General features: G+C 72.8%; 16 protein-coding genes and 2 pseudogenes. 10 read left to right on the top strand and 8 right to left on the bottom strand.

Annotated features, from left to right (window positions below; translation table 11 throughout):
- The first annotated feature begins 3 nt into the window (after nucleotides 1-3).
- On the top strand, nucleotides 4-480 hold the full coding sequence (locus Pflav_RS41215; protein ID WP_173041907.1) for a DUF3291 domain-containing protein: 477 nt from the start codon (nucleotides 4-6) through the stop codon (nucleotides 478-480).
- Here Pflav_RS41215 and Pflav_RS41220 read toward each other — a convergent pair.
- The 3 genes from Pflav_RS41220 to Pflav_RS41230 form a co-directional block, all read right to left on the bottom strand.
- Nucleotides 459-3,095 carry a putative bifunctional diguanylate cyclase/phosphodiesterase gene (locus Pflav_RS41220; RefSeq protein WP_173041908.1) on the bottom strand — a complete coding sequence of 879 codons (2,637 nt, stop codon included), beginning with the start codon at nucleotides 3,093-3,095 and terminating at the stop codon, nucleotides 459-461. The two genes, Pflav_RS41215 and Pflav_RS41220, sit on opposite strands and share 22 nt — an antisense overlap.
- Nucleotides 3,092-4,321 carry an FIST signal transduction protein gene (locus Pflav_RS41225; RefSeq protein WP_173041909.1) on the bottom strand — a complete coding sequence of 410 codons (1,230 nt, stop codon included), beginning with the start codon at nucleotides 4,319-4,321 and terminating at the stop codon, nucleotides 3,092-3,094. The genes Pflav_RS41220 and Pflav_RS41225 overlap by 4 nt, the downstream gene beginning before the upstream one ends.
- Nucleotides 4,322-4,457: 136 nt before the next feature.
- Complete coding sequence (locus tag Pflav_RS41230) at nucleotides 4,458-5,723, bottom strand: FAD-binding protein (protein ID WP_173041910.1); 1,266 nt, start codon at nucleotides 5,721-5,723, stop codon at nucleotides 4,458-4,460.
- 69 nt (nucleotides 5,724-5,792) lie between these two features.
- Between Pflav_RS41230 and rimO the strand changes: the two genes are divergently transcribed.
- From rimO to pspM, 6 genes are all read left to right on the top strand, one after another.
- Nucleotides 5,793-7,232, top strand: coding sequence for a 30S ribosomal protein S12 methylthiotransferase RimO (gene rimO / locus Pflav_RS41235; RefSeq protein WP_173042932.1), 1,440 nt, complete (start codon nucleotides 5,793-5,795; stop codon nucleotides 7,230-7,232).
- The gene (pgsA, locus tag Pflav_RS41240; RefSeq protein ID WP_173041911.1) at nucleotides 7,229-7,816 is read left to right on the top strand and encodes a CDP-diacylglycerol--glycerol-3-phosphate 3-phosphatidyltransferase; all 588 of its coding nucleotides are present in this window, start codon (nucleotides 7,229-7,231) and stop codon (nucleotides 7,814-7,816) included. The genes rimO and pgsA overlap by 4 nt, the downstream gene beginning before the upstream one ends.
- 21 nt (nucleotides 7,817-7,837) lie before the next feature.
- Nucleotides 7,838-8,296 carry a CinA family protein gene (locus Pflav_RS41245; protein WP_173042933.1) on the top strand — a complete coding sequence of 153 codons (459 nt, stop codon included), beginning with the start codon at nucleotides 7,838-7,840 and terminating at the stop codon, nucleotides 8,294-8,296.
- Between the two features lie 127 nt (nucleotides 8,297-8,423).
- A complete protein-coding gene (locus tag Pflav_RS41250) occupies nucleotides 8,424-8,978 on the top strand; it encodes a helix-turn-helix domain-containing protein (protein ID WP_173041912.1) in 555 nt (184 codons plus the stop codon).
- Nucleotides 8,979-9,166: 188 nt separating this feature from the next.
- Nucleotides 9,167-10,030 (top strand): PspA/IM30 family protein, encoded by an 864-nt coding sequence (locus Pflav_RS41255; protein ID WP_173041913.1) that lies wholly within the window; start codon nucleotides 9,167-9,169, stop codon nucleotides 10,028-10,030.
- Between the two features lie 13 nt (nucleotides 10,031-10,043).
- Nucleotides 10,044-10,853: a phage shock envelope stress response protein PspM gene (gene pspM, locus Pflav_RS41260; RefSeq protein WP_173041914.1), complete on the top strand. Its 810-nt coding sequence runs from the start codon at nucleotides 10,044-10,046 to the stop codon at nucleotides 10,851-10,853.
- 287 nt (nucleotides 10,854-11,140) lie between these two features.
- Here the strand turns inward: pspM and Pflav_RS41265 are convergent, their stop codons facing one another.
- Complete coding sequence (locus Pflav_RS41265; RefSeq protein ID WP_173041915.1) at nucleotides 11,141-12,004, bottom strand: dioxygenase family protein; 864 nt, start codon at nucleotides 12,002-12,004, stop codon at nucleotides 11,141-11,143.
- 8 nt (nucleotides 12,005-12,012) lie between these two features.
- Entirely contained in the window at nucleotides 12,013-12,531 is a 519-nt protein-coding gene (locus Pflav_RS41270) for a MarR family winged helix-turn-helix transcriptional regulator (RefSeq protein WP_173041916.1), read from the bottom strand.
- A 78-nt stretch (nucleotides 12,532-12,609) separates the two neighbouring features.
- Here Pflav_RS41270 and Pflav_RS41275 point away from each other — a divergent pair, with 78 nt between their 5' ends.
- The gene (locus tag Pflav_RS41275; protein ID WP_173041917.1) at nucleotides 12,610-12,987 is read left to right on the top strand and encodes a DoxX family protein; all 378 of its coding nucleotides are present in this window, start codon (nucleotides 12,610-12,612) and stop codon (nucleotides 12,985-12,987) included.
- Nucleotides 12,988-13,033: 46 nt separating this feature from the next.
- Here Pflav_RS41275 and Pflav_RS41280 read toward each other — a convergent pair whose 3' ends face one another.
- Nucleotides 13,034-13,849 (bottom strand): Fpg/Nei family DNA glycosylase, encoded by an 816-nt coding sequence (locus Pflav_RS41280; RefSeq protein ID WP_173041918.1) that lies wholly within the window; start codon nucleotides 13,847-13,849, stop codon nucleotides 13,034-13,036.
- 80 nt (nucleotides 13,850-13,929) lie between these two features.
- Here Pflav_RS41280 and Pflav_RS41285 point away from each other — a divergent pair, with 80 nt between their 5' ends.
- Complete coding sequence (locus Pflav_RS41285) at nucleotides 13,930-14,679, top strand: N-acetyltransferase (protein ID WP_173041919.1); 750 nt, start codon at nucleotides 13,930-13,932, stop codon at nucleotides 14,677-14,679.
- A 23-nt stretch (nucleotides 14,680-14,702) separates the two neighbouring features.
- Here Pflav_RS41285 and Pflav_RS41290 read toward each other — a convergent pair.
- Nucleotides 14,703-15,487: pseudogene (locus Pflav_RS41290) on the bottom strand (SAM hydrolase/SAM-dependent halogenase family protein).
- Between the two features lie 63 nt (nucleotides 15,488-15,550).
- On the opposite strand from Pflav_RS41290, the gene Pflav_RS41295 reads away from it, so the two are divergent.
- Nucleotides 15,551-16,015: an SRPBCC family protein gene (locus Pflav_RS41295; protein WP_173041920.1), complete on the top strand. Its 465-nt coding sequence runs from the start codon at nucleotides 15,551-15,553 to the stop codon at nucleotides 16,013-16,015.
- On the opposite strand, the pseudogene Pflav_RS43005 reads toward Pflav_RS41295, so the two are convergent.
- Nucleotides 16,012-16,878, bottom strand: a pseudogene (locus Pflav_RS43005) (Lhr family helicase); the annotation flags it as partial. The gene Pflav_RS41295 and the pseudogene Pflav_RS43005 overlap by 4 nt on opposite strands.
- Between the last annotated feature and the right edge of the window lie 123 nt (nucleotides 16,879-17,001).

Here is a 17,001-nt window from a genome sequence, read left to right on the forward strand (position 1 = left end):
ACCATGGCCGACTACCACCTTGCCCAGCTCAACGTCGCGTACCCGCGGGCCCCGCTCGACAGCCCGTCCATGGCCGGTTTCGTCGACGACCTCACGCTCATCAACGAGCGCGCCGATGCCGCGCCCGGCTTCGTCTGGCGGCTCGTCGGCGAGGGCACGGGCGACGCGACGAGCCTGCGCCCGTTCGGCCCGGACCTGATGGTGAACATGTCGGTCTGGGAGTCGGTCGAGGCGCTGCGCGACTTCACGTACCGGGACGGCACCCACCTGGAATCGCTGCGCCGGCGGCGGGAGTGGTTTTCGCACGAGGGGCTCGGCTCGCACCTCGTGCTGTGGTGGATCCCGGCCGGCACGCTGCCCACATTGGACGAGGCGCGGGAGCGGCTCGCCCTGCTGGACCGGGACGGCCCCGGCCCGGACGCCTTCACGCTGCGCGAGCCGTTTGCGGCGCCGGCCGTTCAGGTGGCGGTGACCGAGTGACGCGCTCCGGTCAGTAGGTCGAGAGCCGCGTCCGGGGTGAGCGGCGTGGAGAGCAGGTTGCCCTGGCCCCACACGCATCCCAGGTCGAGGAGGGCGGCGCGCTGCTCCTCGGTCTCCACGCCCTCCGCGATCACGCCGAGCCGCAGCGATTCGGCGATCGCGAGCACCGCCCGCACGATGCCCCGGTCGGTGTCGCTGGCCGCCACGCCACCGACGAACGAGCGGTCGACCTTGAGGTGGTCGATCGGAAACCACTTGAGGTAGTTGAGGCTGGAGTACGACGTGCCGAAGTCGTCGAGCGCGAAGTGCAGCCCGGCCGAGCGGAGTACCGCCGCGCTCTCGGTGACGTCTTCGCGCAGGTAGCTGTGCTCGGTCACCTCCAGGCACACGTCGCCGGGGTCCACTCCGGACTGTCGCACGATGTCGAGCAGCCCGCGGGCCAGGTTTGGCTGCTGTAGCTGTACCGGCGAGAGGTTGACGTTGACCCGCACCCGCGGGCCGCCGTGCAAACCCCAGCGGGCCAGCTCGCGGCAGGCCTGCTCCAGCACCCAGTGTCCGATGGGGACGATCGCGCCGGTCTCCTCGGCGAGCGGGATGAAGACGTCGGGCGGTACCGGGCCGCGCTGCGGGTGGGTCCAGCGCAGCAGCGCCTCGAACGCGACAACCTGCCCGCTGCGCAGGTCGCAGATCGGCTGGAAGTTGAGCGCGAACTGCTCGCGTTCGAGCGCGCCCAGCAGGTCGGAGCGGAGCCCCAACCGGTCCAGCGAGCGGCTCGACGCGTCGTCGTCGAAGACCTCGATAAGGCCGAGGCCACGGTCCTTCGCCGCGTACATCGCGGCGTCGGCGTCGCGCAGCATCGCGCTGGCCGTCGTCCGTCGGCGTACGCCGAGCACCCCGCCGACGCTCGCCGAGATGCGCACCGGCTCGTCGTGCAGCCGGAACGTGTCGTCCAGGGAGCGGGACACCCGCCGGCCGATCTGCGCGACGTCGGACAGGTCGCGCACGCCGTCGAGGACCACGACGAACTCGTCGCCGCCGAACCGGCCCAGCAGGTCGCCCGGGCGCAGGCTGTGGCGGAGCCGGGCGGCCACCTGCTTGAGCAGGTCGTCGCCGGCCTCGTGGCCGAGCCGGTCGTTGACCGCCTTGAACCTGTCGAGGTCGCAGAAGAGCAGCCCCACGTCGTCTTCGCCGGCCGGGTCGGCGAGCGCCTCGGCGAGCCGCTGCGCCACGAGCGTGCGGTTGGCCAGGCCGGTCAGCGCGTCGTGGGTGGCGCGCAGTCGCAGCTCGTCTTCGAGCCGCTTGCGGTCGTCGATCACGCGCGAGGAGAGCACCACCGTGCCACCGGCCGAGGGCGCCGGGCGCAGCGCACTCTCCACCCAGGTCCAGCGGCCGGAGCCGGTGCGCAGCCGGTACTCCACCTTGTCGCCGGAAGCGGCGCCCTTCAGCGCGGTCTCCAGCCGATCCTGGTCGTCGGGGTGCACGAAGTCGGCGACCCGCCGCCCGACCAGCCGCTCGGGCTCGCGGGCCAGCTCGCGGCCGTGCGAGGGGGACGCGTACGCGAAGCGCCCGTCCGGGTCGACCATCGCCACCAGGTCGCTGATCGAGTCGGTGATCAGGCGCAGCGACGACTCGCTCTGGCCGAGAGCGCGGTACAGCTCCGCGTTGGCGATCGCGGCCGCCACGTAGTTGGCGAACACCGCGAGGATCTCGACCCCGTCGCCGGTCAGCGGGCGGGGGAGCGCGCGGGTGGCGTAGAGCAGCGCGCACGGCTCGCCGTCGCGCATCACCGGCACGCCGACCAGCCGGCGGTCCCCTTCGACGAGCACGTACGGCTCGCCCTGCCAGGCCACCTCCCAGCCGGGTAGGTGGTCGGCCGGGTCGAGCGTGCCGTCGATGCCGCTGTGGGCGCGCCGGACCGCGCGGCCGTCCCGGACGGTGACCACCCAGGCGTCGTCGGCGCCGGTCAGCTCGCGCAGGAGTGCGGCCGCCTCGTCGAGCAGCGGGGCCAGCTCGAGGTGGCGGGCCAGCCGGTGGCCGGACTGGGCAAGGCGGGCCATGACCGCGCTCTGCTCGCGCTCGCGCAGCGCCAAGCGCAGGCGGGGCGTCACCGATACCAGCACTTGGAGGTCGAGCTGGCTGAACTCGGCACCGGCCCGCCGGCACAGCACCAGCACGTCGCCCGTCTCGGTGTCGGGGTCGAGCGGGATCCAGAGGGCGAAGCGGGTACCGATCGCGACGAACGGTGCGGGCATCGCCTCGGCCCCCGTCCCGCCCAGCGTGGCAAGGCCGGCACCGCCGAGCGGTCCGGCCGACTCCGCGGGGACTACCCAGCCCGCGGAGTGCGCCGGGTCGTCCTCCGGGAGGCCGCAGGACTGGCGCACGACCATGCGCGGCGGCGCCACATGGGCGAGCATCGTCACGTCCGCGGCGAAGACGTCGGAGAGGACCTGGAGCATCCGGTCGGTGAGCTCCTCCGGCGAGGAGGGCTGGCTCACGGCCGCGAGCAGCCGGATCAGGCGCGTGGTGTCGCGGTACGCGTCGCGGACGGCGGTGGCGGCCTCACCAAGCTGCCGCCGCAGCGACGCGACCAGCTCGATTTCCTCGTCTCCGCTCACAGTGCGATCGCCGCCACCGTCGCGTTGTGGTAGCCGACGACGCTCGTCGTCCGGGCGAACTCGCCGTAGGTGAAGAAGCCGATCGTCGGCACCCCGGCCGCGGCCGTGTGCAGGCGGGCGGCCTCCTCCGGGCCGCGCTCGCCCAGGATGTCCATGCGGGCCACGCAGCTGAAGACAAGCAGCACGCCGGGGGCGCGCCCGGACACCGCGTCGGCCGCGATGCCCTCGGCGACGCCGAGCAGGTCGTCGGGCTGGCAGGCCATGAGCTGCACCGCGGCGTACGGCGGGAGCGGCGCGAACGTGTTGACCCGGCCCTCCTCGTCGATGTACGCCCCGCGGACCAGATGAGTGCCGTCCGGCTCGAGCAGCCCGATCGCGTACGAGCGGGGCCAGCCGTCGTCCGGCGCGGACCGCAACGCGGCCTCCACCTCGCCGCGCGGGAAGTGCTCGCGGAAGGCGTCGAGCGCCGGGCGGCCGCCGATCTCGTGCACCACCGTGCCGTCGACCCTGGTGACAAGCAGCGGGAGGCTCACCGGCCGCCAGCCGTGCGCGATCGCCACGTCGAGCCGGTGCGGTGAGTCGATCCACACCCCCACCGCGGCGTCGGTCAGCACCTCGCCGTCGTGGAAGACGAACGTCTGCTCCCGCCGCTGGTCGTCGCCGGCCGTGCCGCCGGCGATCGGCACCGACGCGCCGGCCACCCGGTGCACGCCGCTGAGCAGCGTCTGCTGGTGGTCGGCCAAGCCGTCGGAGAGCAGCAGGAACGCCGCGTGCGCGGGCCGCTCGGGACCCTGCTCGTCGGCATCGTGCTCGTCGGCGCTGGGCTCCTCGGCCCGGCCGTCGCGGGCCGCCGCGCGGGCCGCTCGGGCGACCTCCCGACCGGTGGCGAACGCGTCGGCGCGCAGGCCGGTCGCCGAGCCGATGCCGTAGCGGTAGGGCCCGGGGCCGAGCACCAGCACCACGACCCCCTCGCCGGGCCGGGCGTGCCTGCCGTCGTGGAAGTGCCCGCTCGACGTGGCGCCCGCCAGCGGCGCCGAACCGGTGACCGCACGGACGCCGTCCAGCAGGTCGGCGAGGCAATAGCGGACGGACGAATACACGAGCACGAGGGAGGGTGACGCGCCGCCCAAGTGGCCGGCGGCGGCCGACGCGGCGGCCCGGCCAGCCTCCCGCGAGTCGGCGAGGTCACTGGCGCCGATCCCGGTGAGCAGGCGCGACGGCGCCACGGCTGGCGCGGACCCAGGGTCACGCTGGGTAAACACGTCGCATCTTCCCACACATCAGGGCGCCCGCGCGTACCCGTGCGTGATCACTTATGCACGCTTGATGATCACGACACGCGAGTTTCCCGCGGGTGACCAGCTACTCGTCACCGTCCGTGATCAAGTAGCGATCGAGCATCTCGTTCCTGAAGACACCGCGCGGGTCGTGGCGGCGGGCGAGCGCGGCGGCGTCGCGGAGCTTCGGGTAACGCTCGGCGACCACATCGGGCGCCATCGCGAAGACCTTGCCCCAGTGCGGGCGCGCGCCGAACGGAGCAAGCTGCTCCTCGATCGCGGCCACCGCCGGAGCCACCGCCGCCGGGTCCTTGACCCAGGTGAAGTGGAAACCGACGCTGTCCTGCTCGTACGAGGGGCTCAGCCACAGCCGGTCCGCGGCGATCGTCCGGATCTCGCAGATCTGGAGCACCGGGGCGATCCGGTCGCGCACGGCGTCCAGCGCCTCCAGCCCGGCCACCGCGTCCCCGCGCGCCACGAAGTACTCGGTCTGTAGCTCCTCACCGCTGCTCGGGGTGAACTCCAGCCGGAAGTGCGGCAGCCGCGCGTGCCACGGGCCGGGTACGCCGAGCTGCTCGGTGCAGTTCTCCGCCGGCATGGCGGGCACGGGGTGGCGCGGCCCGTCCGCCCGTACGGCGCCGAACCACTGCTCCGGCGGCGGGAGCGGCTCGTCGACCCGGCGCTTGACCCACACGTTGCGCACGGTCGGACCGGACCAGTCGGTGAACGCGCTGACGCTGTACGCCGCCCCCATCACCTCGGTGAAGTGCCCTAGGAGCGTGGCGAAGGGCATGCCGTCGTAGACGTACTGCTCGACCTCGAACGTGGGCAGGATGTCGAGCGTGAGCCGGGTGACCACGCCGAAGGCGCCCAGCCCGACCGCCGCCGCGCCGAAGAGGTCCTCGCCCCGCCGCAGGACGACCAGCTCGCCGTCGGCGTTCACGAGCTCCATCGCGGAGACGGCCGTCGCCAGCCCGCCGTTGCGCATGCCCGAGCCGTGCGTGCCGGTCGCGCACGCGCCGGCGACCGACAGGTGCGGCAGCGAGCCGAGGTTGTGCAGCGCGTACCCCTTGTCGTTCAGGTAGGGGGCCAGCTCGCCGTACCGCAGGCCGGCCGAGATCGTGACAGTGCCGGCGGCGGTGTCCACGTCCATCACCGGCGGCAGCCCGGCCACCGTGACAAGGTCGCCGGCGGAGTCGGCAATACGGCTGAACGAGTGGCCGGTGCCGAGCGCGTGGATGCGCTCCGCGCCGGCGACGAGTGCCTGGAGCTCCGGCACGGTCGTAGGGCGGTGCAGGCGCGCTGCGGTGAAGGTGACATTGCCGGCCCAGTTGCTGATTCGCTCGTTCACTTGCTGATCTTCTCGCACTTCCGGTACGGACGCCTCAGGCGGTTCCGCTGCTCGGACCGGTACCCTCGGGTGGTGTCCGCCTCCTCCGCCGAAACACGCCGCGTAGCCCTGCTCACGCTGGGCTGCGCCCGCAACGAGGTCGACTCGGAGGAGCTGGCCGGCCGCCTGCACGCCGACGGGTGGGAGGTCACCACCGACGGCGAGCAGGCCGACGTGGTGCTCGTCAATACGTGCGGCTTCGTCGACAAGGCCAAGCAGGACTCGATCCAGACGCTGATGGCCGCCGCCGACACCGGGGCCAAGGTGGTCGCGGCCGGGTGCATGGCCGAGCGGTACGGGCGGGAGCTCGCCCAGAGCCTCCCCGAGGCGCACGCGGTGCTCGGTTTCGACGACTACCCCGATATCGCCGCCCGCCTCGACGCGGTGCTGGCCGGCGAGCGCCTCGACGCGCACACCCCTCGGGACCGCCGCGAGCTGCTGCCGCTCACGCCGGTGGCGCGGCGCGAGAGCGACGTCGTGGTCCCCGGCCACCTGCCGAAGCACCTGCGCCGGCGCCGGCTCCAGGAGGGGCCGGTCGCCGCACTCAAGCTGGCCAGCGGGTGTGACCGCAGGTGCGCGTTCTGCGCGATCCCGGCGTTCCGCGGCGCGTTCGTGTCACGTACGCCGGACGAGCTGCTCGCCGAGGCCGAGTGGCTGGCCAAGAGCGGGGTCCGCGAGCTGGTGCTGGTGAGCGAAAACTCCACCTCGTATGGCAAGGACCTCGGCGACCCCCGCCTCCTGGAAAAGCTCCTGCCCCAGCTCGCCGCGGTCGAGGGGATCGTGCGGGTGCGGGCCAGCTACCTCCAGCCCGCCGAGACCCGCCCCGGGCTTGTCGAGGTGATCGCCACGACGCCCGGCGTCGCGCCGTACTTCGACCTGTCGTTCCAGCACTCCAGCGAGCCGGTGCTGCGGCGGATGCGGCGGTTCGGCTCGACCGACCGCTTCCTCGACCTGCTGGAGTCGGTGCGGGCGCTGGCGCCGGAGGCGGGCGCGCGGAGCAACTTCATCGTCGGCTTCCCGGGCGAGTCGCGGTCCGATGTGGACGAGCTGGTGCGCTTCCTCACCGATGCGCGGCTCGACGCGATCGGCGTCTTCGACTACAGCGACGAGGACGGCACCGAGGCCGCCACGATGACCGGCAAGGTCGGTCGGGCGACGATCAAGCGGCGGTACGACAAGCTGCTCGCGCTCTCCGAGGAGCTTTGCGCCCAGCGGGCGTCCGACCGGCTCGGCTCTGTGGTCGAGGTGCTCGTCGACACGGTGGACGACGGTCCCGTCGAGGGCCGGGCGGCCCACCAGGCACCCGAGGTCGACGGTTCGGTGACGCTTGTCGCCGGCGACGCCGCGGTGGATCTGGCCGCGCTGCTCCCGGGCGACCTGGTCCGGGCCACGGTCACCGCGACCGAGGGCGTGGACCTGGTGGCCGTACCCACCGAGATGGTCTCCGCCGCCCCTCGGGTCGCGACGTGACGGATTCTGACCTGCGCCCTGCGCCTCCGCCGGTACCGGTGGTCAACGCGGCGAATGTGATCACCGCGGTCCGGCTGGTGATGGTGCCGGTGTTCGTGGCGATGGTCGTGGCGTCCGGCATGGTCGAGCGGGACTGGCGGATCGCGGCCTGCCTGACGTTCGGCGTGGCGTCGTTCACCGACTACGTCGACGGCTGGATCGCCCGGCGGTATGGGCTGGTCACCGCGTTCGGCAAGGTCGCCGACCCGATCGCCGACAAGGCGCTCACCGGTGCCGCGCTCGTGCTGCTCTCCTGGTACGACCGGCTGCCCTGGTGGGTGACGGTGGTGATCCTGGTGCGCGAGGTGGGCGTGACGCTGCTGCGCTTCTGGGTGATCCGGTACGGCGTGATCGCGGCCAGCCGGGGCGGCAAGATCAAGACAGCGCTCCAGGTCCTGGCGATCGGCTGGTACCTGTGGCCGTTCCCCGAGCCACTCTCCGACGTCGGCCCGTGGATCATGGCGGCCGCGGTCGCGGTGACCGTGGTGACCGGCCTCGACTACACGCTCCGCGCGCTGCGCATGCGGATGGCACCGAGTGCCTGATCCGGTGACCCCCGCGCCCCACTGGCCGCGGCGGGGGTCGTGCACGCCCTCGCCGAGCGGAGGGAGACGCTCGCCGCGGTCGAGTCGATCACCGGCGGTCTTGTCGCGGCCACGGTCGTGGAGGTGGCCGGGGCGAGCGCGGTCTTCCGCGGCGGCCTGGTGGTCTACGCGACCGCGCTCAAGGCGACGCTGGCCGGCGTACCGCAGGAGCTGCTGGACGAGCGCGGACCTGTCGACCCGGACGTGGCGCTCGCGCTGGCCGAGGGTGGCCGTGCCCGCTGCGGTGCCGACTGGGGGCTCTCCACTACGGGGGTGGCCGGCCCCGACCCGCAGGGCGGCAAGCCCGTCGGCCTCGTCTACGTGGCGGTGGCCGGCCCGGCCGGTTCAGCCGTGCGCGAACTCTCCCTGGGCGGCGGCCGCCAAGCGATCCGCTCCGCAAGCGTCACCGAGGCGCTCCGGCTGCTGGCCGAGTACCTGTAAGGAATCTTTTGTCGGCTTCTCCGGTTGGTCCGGAGACAGGCTCGGTGAACGACGTGCGACAAACGGAAAGCTGTCGTCGGGCCGGGAAGCGGGTAACGTTGCGGGCAGCGTTCCCAGGGGAGGTGCGATGATCCTGCTACGCCGTGTGATTGGCGACGCACTACGCGCGCGCCGGCAGGGGCAGCACCGCACCCTGCGCGAGGTCTCCACCGCCGCCAACGTGAGCCTTGGCTACCTCTCCGAGATCGAGCGTGGGCAGAAGGAAGCGTCCAGCGAGCTGCTCGCCTCGATCTGCGATGCGCTTGGCGCCCAGCTCTCCGAGCTGCTGCGCGAGGTCAGCGACGAGATGGCCCTGGCCGAGCAGATGGAGCACGTGCTCGTTCCGGCTCAGGGCGGCGGGCGCGACGGTGGCGATACGCCACCCGCGGCCGCGCCGGCCGCCACGCCCACCCCGACGCCGGCCCCGGTGCCGGCCAAGGCGGGCGCCGAGCCGGAGTCCGCGGGCCAGCCCGAGGCCGCCCTACCGCGCATGGCCCGGGCCAGCAAGGTCGCCGGTGGCAAGATCACCGATGGCGCCGTCTCGGTGTCCATCCGGCACGACACGCCACTCGCCGCGGTCCTGCGCACCACGCGCACCGTGCGTCCCACGCCGCGTGACCGGGATGTAGTCTGCGTCGCCTGACGCGCGTAGGGTTGACGCGCGGGGCGGCATCCACCCAGCCACGTCGGCACATACCCGGATATCCCCCTGAGGTCGCATGACGGGTTGGCGCCGGGCTGGGAGTATGGAACTCTGCCGGACCGTGGGGGCCTGCCGTCCCAGCGGTGGCGGCCCGACCGGAGTGCTGACACTGAGGGGATACCGCGAAGATGGCGAACCCGTTCGTCAAGGGCTGGCGCTACTTTATGGCGTTGTTCGGCGCCAAGATCGACGAGTACGCCGATCCCAAGGTGCAGATCCAGCAGGCGATCGAAGACGCGCAGCGCCAGCACCAGGCGCTCGTCCAGCAGGCGGCCGCCGTGATCGGCAACCAGCGGCAGCTCGAGATGAAGCTCTCCCGGCAGATGGCCGAGGTGGAGAAGCTTCAGTCGATGGCTCGCCAGGCGCTGGTGCTCGCCGACAAGGCGCGGGCCGGTGGTGACGAGGCCGAGGCGGGTAAGTACGAGCAGACCGCGCAGACGCTCGCCACCCAGCTTGTCGCCGCCGAGCAGTCGATGGAAGACCTCAAGACGCTGCACGACCAGGCGCTCGGCGCCGCCGGCCAGGCTCGCCAGGCGGTGGAAAACAACCAGATGGTCCTCCAGCAGAAGCTGGCCGAGCGCACCAAGCTGCTCAGCCAGCTTGAGCAGGCCAAGATGCAGGAGAGCGTGGCCCGCTCGCTGGAGTCGATGTCCGCGCTCGCCGCGCCGGGCAACACCCCGTCTCTCGACGAGGTCCGGGAAAAGATCGAGCGCCGCTACGCCAACGCGATGGGCCGCGCCGAGCTCGCCGGCAACTCGGTCGAGGGCCGCATGCTCGAAATCCAGAAGTCCACGTTGGACCTCGCTGGATCGTCCCGTTTGGAGCAGATCCGGGCCAGCATGGCCGGCGAGCAGTTGGCCGCCAAGCCGGCAGCGCCCGCCGTCGAGCCGGCCAACGCCGCCGACACGGCCGGTGTGGCCCGCCTCGACCAGATCCGGGCCAGCCTCGCCAACAAGGAAAAGTCCACCGGCGACGCCAGCGCGGCCGGCTAGCGGGGAGCTTGCGGTGAAGGATCCCCGGGCTCGCTACTTCCGGCGGCTCCGCCGGCTGCGCCGTTCGGCGCGCCGGTGGAGCGTGCTCGCCGCGGGCTTGGGCGGCGCCGCGGCGGTGCTCACCCCGTATGCCGGCCTGGGCCTGCCCGACGCCGGCTGGGCCGCGGCGGCCGGCGGCTCGATCGCGCTGGCCGCGTGGCGCTGGGTCGACTACCGTGCGCTGGCCGCGGAGCCCGCCCCGGCACCGCTCGACCCCGCGGTGGCTGGGGAGCAGGCCCGCGCCAAGCTTGTCGCCGCCGTCCAGCGGCTGCCCGTGGGCCGTTCCGCCCTCGACGAGGTGCGCCGCCAGCAGGCCCGCTTCGCCCTCCGCGGCTCCGCGGCCCTCGGCCCGTGGACCCGCCTCGACCGCGCGTCGATGACCCTCTCCGGCCTGGCCGGTCGCCTGACCGGCCCCGGCGAGCCCGCGGTGCTGGAGGCCGCGGTGGCCGAGCAGTCGCTGCGCGACCTGGCCCAGCGCGTGGCGAGCGTAGAGAAGGCGCTGCGCTTCGCGCCGCCGGACGCGCGGCCCGCGCTGGAGAAGGCGCGGCACACGCTCATGGAGCAGCTGGAGAGCGGCGCGGTGGCGTATGAGCGCCTTGTCGCGGCGGCCGCCAGCTACGTGGCCGAGGACGGCCGCACCGCCACCGAGCATCCGGCCGTGTCCCGCCTGACCGAGGCGAGCGACATGCTGCGCGGCGTGGCGGACGGGCTCGCCGAGCTACGCGACCTCACCGAGCCGATGCGCATCCCCGACTCACTGCGCACCCCACCCCAGACCGCCTAAGGCCTGTTTCAAAATCCTTGCCGGGCTGCGCCGGGTCCAGACGACGACCGGCGGCGCCGGGCGTAAGGCCGCATACAACACCGGTATGCGACCTTGCGCCCGCCTTGCCGGATCGCCGCCTGGACCTCGGCTCGCCTCGACAAATCTTTTGAAACAGGCCTTAGCCCATCGGCCCCGATCCGGTAGCTCCGAGGTCGACGCGCCGTCGCCCTCAACCTTTTGTCGTCGGGATGCGAGATCGCGGCTCCATGGTGGAACCGCAGCAGTGTGACGGGGCGAGCGAGCCGTCAGGCGGTGGTCTGGAATGCGCGTTTTGAAAAGCCCATCATGTAGCCGTCGATCGCGGTGTCGACCGGTTGGTCGGCGCGGTCGGCGGCGCCCAGCGTGACGAAGAGCGGGATGTAGTGGTCTGGCGTCGGGTGGGCGTACGGCATGCCGGGCGCGCGGTGCTGGTAACCCGCCAGCGCGTCCACGTCGCCTCGGGACAGTGCGTCGGCCACCCAGGCGTCGAAGTCGGCGGACCAGGACGGGACCCTGCCGTGCAGGACCATCTCGCGGGTCAGGAACGGCAGGCCGTGGGTCATGAAGCCGGAGCCGATGACCAGTACCCCCTCCTGGCGCAGCGGGCGGAGTCGGGCGCCGATGTCCAGCAGGCGGGCCGGGTCATGGGTGGGGAGGCTGAGCTGGAGCACGGGGATGTCGGCCAGCGGGTACATCGCCATCAGCGGCACCCACGCGCCGTGGTCGAGTCCCCGGCTCGGGTGCTGGTGCACCGGCTCGCTGTCCGGCATCGCGGCGGCCACGCGGGCGGCCAGCGCGGTGGCGTCCGGCGTCGCGTACTCCATTGTGTAGTAGCGGTGGTGGAAGCCGCCGAAGTCGTAGACCAGCGGGGTGTGCGCGGCAGCGGCGGAGAGGCTCAGCGGGGCGGTCTCCCAGTGGGCGGAGATGATGACGATGCCGCGCGGTTTGGGGAGGGTCTGCGCCCAGTCGAGGAGCTGCCCCAGCCAGAGCGCGTCGTCGAAGAGCGGCGGTGCGCCGTGGCTGAGGTAGAGGGCGGGCAGGGCGCCGTCGGCCGGGGCCCAGGGCCGCTGGGCGCGGGCCCGGGACAGGGCCTCGGGAAGGAACGCGTCGTACGCGGCGGCGGGGATCATCGCGGGCCTTATCTTTGGGTGGGCAGGTGGGTCGAGCGGCGCTGCGGGGTGTGGCAGGAGCCGTCCGGGTCGATGGCTTCCATGATGCGCCGGCCGATGGCTCCCAGCTGCCGCTGCTGGCCCTTCGTCGTCGGGTCGAAGACGAGGCGGCGTACCTCCTCGACGTGTCCCGGTGCGGTCGCCACCACCTTGGCCCAGCCCTCGTCGGTGAGGATCGCGAGCGTGTAGCGGCCGTCCTCGGGGTCGGGCGTGCGCCGCACCCAGCCGCGCCGCTCGAGGCGGGCGACCACCTGGGAGAGGCGGGGGAGCGAGGCATCGGCGAACGCGGCCAGGTCGCTCATCCGCAGCGTCCGTCGCGGCGACATGGAGAGGCCGGCGATCACCTGGTACTCGAAGTGGCTGATCCCGGCGTCCCGCTGTAACTGCTGGTCGAGCGCGGCGGGCAGCCGGATGAGCACGCTCAGCAGAGCGAGCCACGTCTCCCGCTCGTCGGCGTCCAGCCACCGCGGCTCGGCCTCCGTCCCCATATCGAGATCATATCGTCACTTGCTTCTTGAAGTGATCGTCGTTAGCTTTCGCTTCAAGCTTGAAGTGATGGAGGACCCGTGAACGTGGTGTTGTGGATCATCGCCAGCCTGCTCGCCGCCGCCTTCGTGGGTGCCGGCCTGCTCAAGCTGATCCAGCCGAAGGAGAAGCTGAGCGCCAGCGGTCTGGGATGGGTCGACGCCTACTCGCCGGGCATGGTGAAGGCGATTGGCGCGCTCGACTTCCTCGGCGGCATCGGCCTGGTGCTGCCGGCGTTCCTCGACATCGCGCCGGTGCTCGTGCCAGTCGCCGCGCTGGGCCTGGTGATCGTCATGATCGGTGCGGCCGTCGTGCACGGGCGGCGCAAAGAGTGGCCGATGGTCGTCGCGAACATCGTGCTGCTCGCACTCGCCGCCGTCGTGGCCTGGGGCCGGTTCGGGCCGTATTCCTTCAGCTAGTTACGAGGCGGGCGACGAGCATCCGGGCGGCCCTCGCCGACGAGGGTCAGGACTGACAGGCCGGGCACCAGTAGGTGATCCGGTCCGCCTGCTCCACGTTTCGGACCGGGGTGCCGCAGCGGCGGCAGGGCTGGGCGTGGCGGCCGTACACGTACGTGGTCTCGCTCTTGCGCAGCGATCCGGTCGTCGATTGGGTCCACCGCCCCCGGTTGGCGGCCAGCAGCTTCTGCGCGAGCGTGACCATGGCCGGCAGGTCAGGCACATCCCGCACCGGCGTCCACGGGTCGACGCCGCGCAGGAAGAGCAGCTCGCACTTGTACAGGTTGCCGATGCCGGCGAGGTTGCGCTGGTCGAGCAGCGCCTCGGCGATCGGGGTGTCCGGGTGCGCGGAGAGCCGCCGCACCGCCTCCGCCGGATCCCAGTCGGTGCCCAGCAGGTCCGGCCCGAGGTGCCCCACCAGGGTCTTTTCCTCATCGGTCGGCACCAGCGCCAGGTCGTGCAGGTGGTAGCCGACCGCGACCGCGTCAGCCGTGCGCAACACAGTGCGGATCAGGTGCGCGGGACGGGAGGCCCACCGCTCGCCCGGCGAGTACGTCCGCCAGGCGCCGTCCATCCGCAGGTGCGAGTGGAGCGTCAGGCGGCCCTCGTCGCCGCGCCCCTCGAAACCGCCGCCGCCCGCCCCGGGGGCGCGGAGGCGCAGCAGTAGATGCTTGCCACGGCTGGCCGACTCGAGCACGGTCCAGCCGGCGAGGTCGACGGTGGCGAGCTGGGGCACCCGGAAGTCGGTCGCGGTGAGCCGCCCGCCGGCCAGGGCGCGATGCAGCGCGCGGGCCGTATTCCAGACGGTGTCACCCTCGGGCACGCCTCCTATCCTTCCGCACCGGGGGTCGCGCGGTGATAACGGCTAGCCAGGGTGGGCAGGTCCCTCCTTACGATATCGGCGTGCATCTCCAGATCGCGACCGTCGCCGAGCGGCCGGAGTGGGGTCAGATGCTGGGCCAGCTCGACGGCTTGTGGCCGGAGTTCATGTCCCACGATCCGACCGGCGGGCTCTACTTCGGCTACCACCTGACCGCCTACCCCGAGTACGTGCTGATCGCCGTCGACCCCGCCACCGGGCAGCCGGCCGCCAAGGCCCACTCGGTGCCGATCACCTGGGAGGACGACCCCGCCGACGGCATGCCCGACGGCGGGTGGGACTGGGTGATCCGCACGTCCGCGTACGACCGGCTGAGCGGCAACACCCCGACGATCGTCTCCGCGATCGAGATCTTCATCCGCCCCGACCTGCGCGGCGGCGGCCTGTCCGGCCGGATGCTGGAGGCGATGCGGGCAAACGCCGCGAGGCTGGGCTTCAGCGACCTTGTCGCGCCGGTACGCCCGAGCGGCAAACACCGGCACCCGGACGTGCCGATCGAGGAGTACGTCACCTGGATCCGCGACGACGGCCTCCCGTACGACCCGTGGCTGCGCGTACACGTACGAGCCGGTGGACAAATCATCAACGTCGCGCACTCCAGCATGGTCATCCCGGGCCAGCTGGCACGCTGGCGGCAGTGGACCGGCTTGCCGTTCGACAAGACCGGGCCGGTGCGTGTGCCCGAGGCGCTCAACCCGGTCCACTGCGACGTCGACCAGGACATCGCCGTCTACGTCGAGCCGAACGTTTGGGTACACCACCGCATCGGCTAGGCATCTCTGTCTCGGAAAGGTCTTTAGGCGGCGACCAGCCGCACCACGTCGCCGGGGGTTACCGAGAGCACGACGGCGGCGCGGCCCCCGTTGACCGCGACCGCCGCGCGGCCCGCGGAGTCCACATAGACCACCAGGCCGCCCGGGCCACGGTGCCGAAGGTCGTGCCTCGCACGGCGCGTACGCCGCCCACCCGCAGGTGCTGGCCGAGCGCCTCCAGGGTCTCGCCGCCGGCCGCGAGCTGCACGTTTCCAAACCTGTCGACGGTCAGCACCTCGGCCTCCAGCCACCCGTCGCCGACCGCGACGACCGGCTCGGGCAGACGGACCAGCGTCGCGGGGTCGGCGGCCGGACCCGCGTCTGCCAGGTCCGCGCCGAGTGCGAGGTGTGCGGCCACCGGCGCGAAGATGTCGCGACCGTGGAAGGTGCTCGACACGTCGGCCAGGAACCACTCCGGGTTGGCCAGCTCCACAAGCTCCTCGGCGCCGCCGAGCGCGTCGACCGCCCACGGCAGCAAGCCGTTGTCCGGACCGACCAGGACGCCGCCGGGCGCGCGCGCCGCGATCCCGCGCCGGGAGGTGCCCACGCCAGGGTCCACCACCGCGACGTGTACCGCGGGCGGCAGGTAAGGCACGGTCTGCGCGAGCACCGCGGCACCGCGCGCCACGTCACCCGGCGCCACCCCGTGCGTGACGTCGATGACTCGAGCCTCGGGGGCGAGCCGTGCGATCACCCCATGGCACGAGGCGACGAACCCGTCCGAAAGCCCGTAGTCGGTCGTGAAGCTGATCCAGCTGAAGCCGCCCATGCCTGAACGTTAGCGGGCGATCGCTGCTCGTGTCCGTCCCGGCCGCACCGTAGGCTCATTGGGGTGCGGCACCTCGAGTTCGTCACCACGATCACGGCGCCGGTCGAGGTCGTCTTCGACACGTCACTCGAGGTGGACGTCCACACCGGATCCATGGCGGCCAGCGGCGAGCGCGCGGTCGGCGGTGTGACCAGCGGGCGCCTGCACCTCGATGACGAGGTCACCTGGCAGGCGAGACACCTGGGCCGGTCCTGGCGGATGACCTCACGCATCACGAGCCACGAACGGCCGAGGTACTTCGTCGACGAGCAGGTGTCCGGACCGTTCGCGGTGTGGCGGCACGCCCACCACTTCGAGGCGCGGGACGGTGGTGTGACCGTCATGCGCGACGTCATCGACTTCGCGGCGCCGTACTGGCTGCTCGGCCGGCTCGCCGAGCGCTTGGTGCTCGACACGTACATGAGCAGGCTCATCGTCACCCGAAACAAGCACCTCGCAGCGATCTGCGAGGCCCGGCACGCGGCCTAACCCCGCAGGCGGAGGCCCCTCGGGGTGGCGCGGAAGCCGGCCGAGGTCAGGGCGTCGCGCAGTGGGGAGGTGAAGACGGCCTCGCCGTCGGCGCGCTCGACGGACAGCGCGCCCAGCGCTCCGGTGTGGACCGCGTCGGCGAGGGCCTTGGCGGCGGCGGCAAGCGCCTCGTCGTCGTCCACAAAGGACAGCAGGGTACGGCCGCCGCGTTCGACGTAGAGGGTCAGCTCGCCGGCCACGAGCACCACAAGGGCGCCCGCCTTGCGGCCGGGGCGGTGGCCGGTGCCCTCCTGGGCGACCACGCGCTCGGGCCAAGGCAGCGCCGCGCCATAGGGGCTGGCCGGGTCGGTCGCGGCCAGCACCAGCGTGGTGGGTGTGCGGCGGTGCTCGTCGGCGAGCGCGCGCAGGCGGTCGACCGCGCCCGGCACCGCGAACTGGGCGGCGCCCAGGCCCTCCACGAAGTAGCCGCGGCGGGCGGCGCCGCGCTCCTCCAGGGCGGCCAGCACCGGATACACCGCCGCGAAGCCGCCGGTGACGCCCTCCGCCGCGACCGCGCCTCGGGTGACCACGCCGTGCCGCTCCAGCAGGGCATCGGCGACCGCGGCGGCGCGGCGGGTGGGGTCGGTGTCCCGCTCCGGCAGGCGCGACCAGCGGCCGGCAACCGTGGGTGGGCCGGTGCGGGAGGGGAGTGCCACCCGCCCGGGGCGCCGGTATCGGGTGCGCGGCGCGGCCGGCTTGGCCCGGTGGGCGCCGCCACCGCCGCCGATCAGCGTGCGTAGCGGGGCGAGGGTGTCGTTGGTCAGCCACCCGGCCCAGACCAGATCCCACACCGCGGCCGCCAGGTCTTCGTCGGTCAGGCTGCCAGGCCCGGCACCCGACCAGGTCGCGCTGCCGGACCCAGCACCTGAGGAGGTCGCGCTGCCGGACCCGGTACCTGAGGAGGTCGCGCTGCCAGGCCCGGCACCCGACCAGGTCGGGCTGCCGGA

It is taken from the genome of Phytohabitans flavus (genome assembly GCF_011764545.1).
Taxonomy (GTDB): Bacteria; Actinomycetota; Actinomycetes; order Mycobacteriales; family Micromonosporaceae; genus Phytohabitans; species Phytohabitans flavus.

Coding starts and splice junctions, on each gene's coding strand:
- Pflav_RS41215 (WP_173041907.1), top strand. CDS start 4: ATGGCCGACTACCACCTTGCCCAGCTCAACGTCGCGTACCCGCGGGCC.
- Pflav_RS41250 (WP_173041912.1), top strand. CDS start 8,424: ATGATCCTGCTACGCCGTGTGATTGGCGACGCACTACGCGCGCGCCGG.
- Pflav_RS41255 (WP_173041913.1), top strand. CDS start 9,167: ATGGCGAACCCGTTCGTCAAGGGCTGGCGCTACTTTATGGCGTTGTTC.
- Pflav_RS41265 (WP_173041915.1), bottom strand. CDS start 12,004: ATGATCCCCGCCGCCGCGTACGACGCGTTCCTTCCCGAGGCCCTGTCC.
- Pflav_RS41270 (WP_173041916.1), bottom strand. CDS start 12,531: ATGGGGACGGAGGCCGAGCCGCGGTGGCTGGACGCCGACGAGCGGGAG.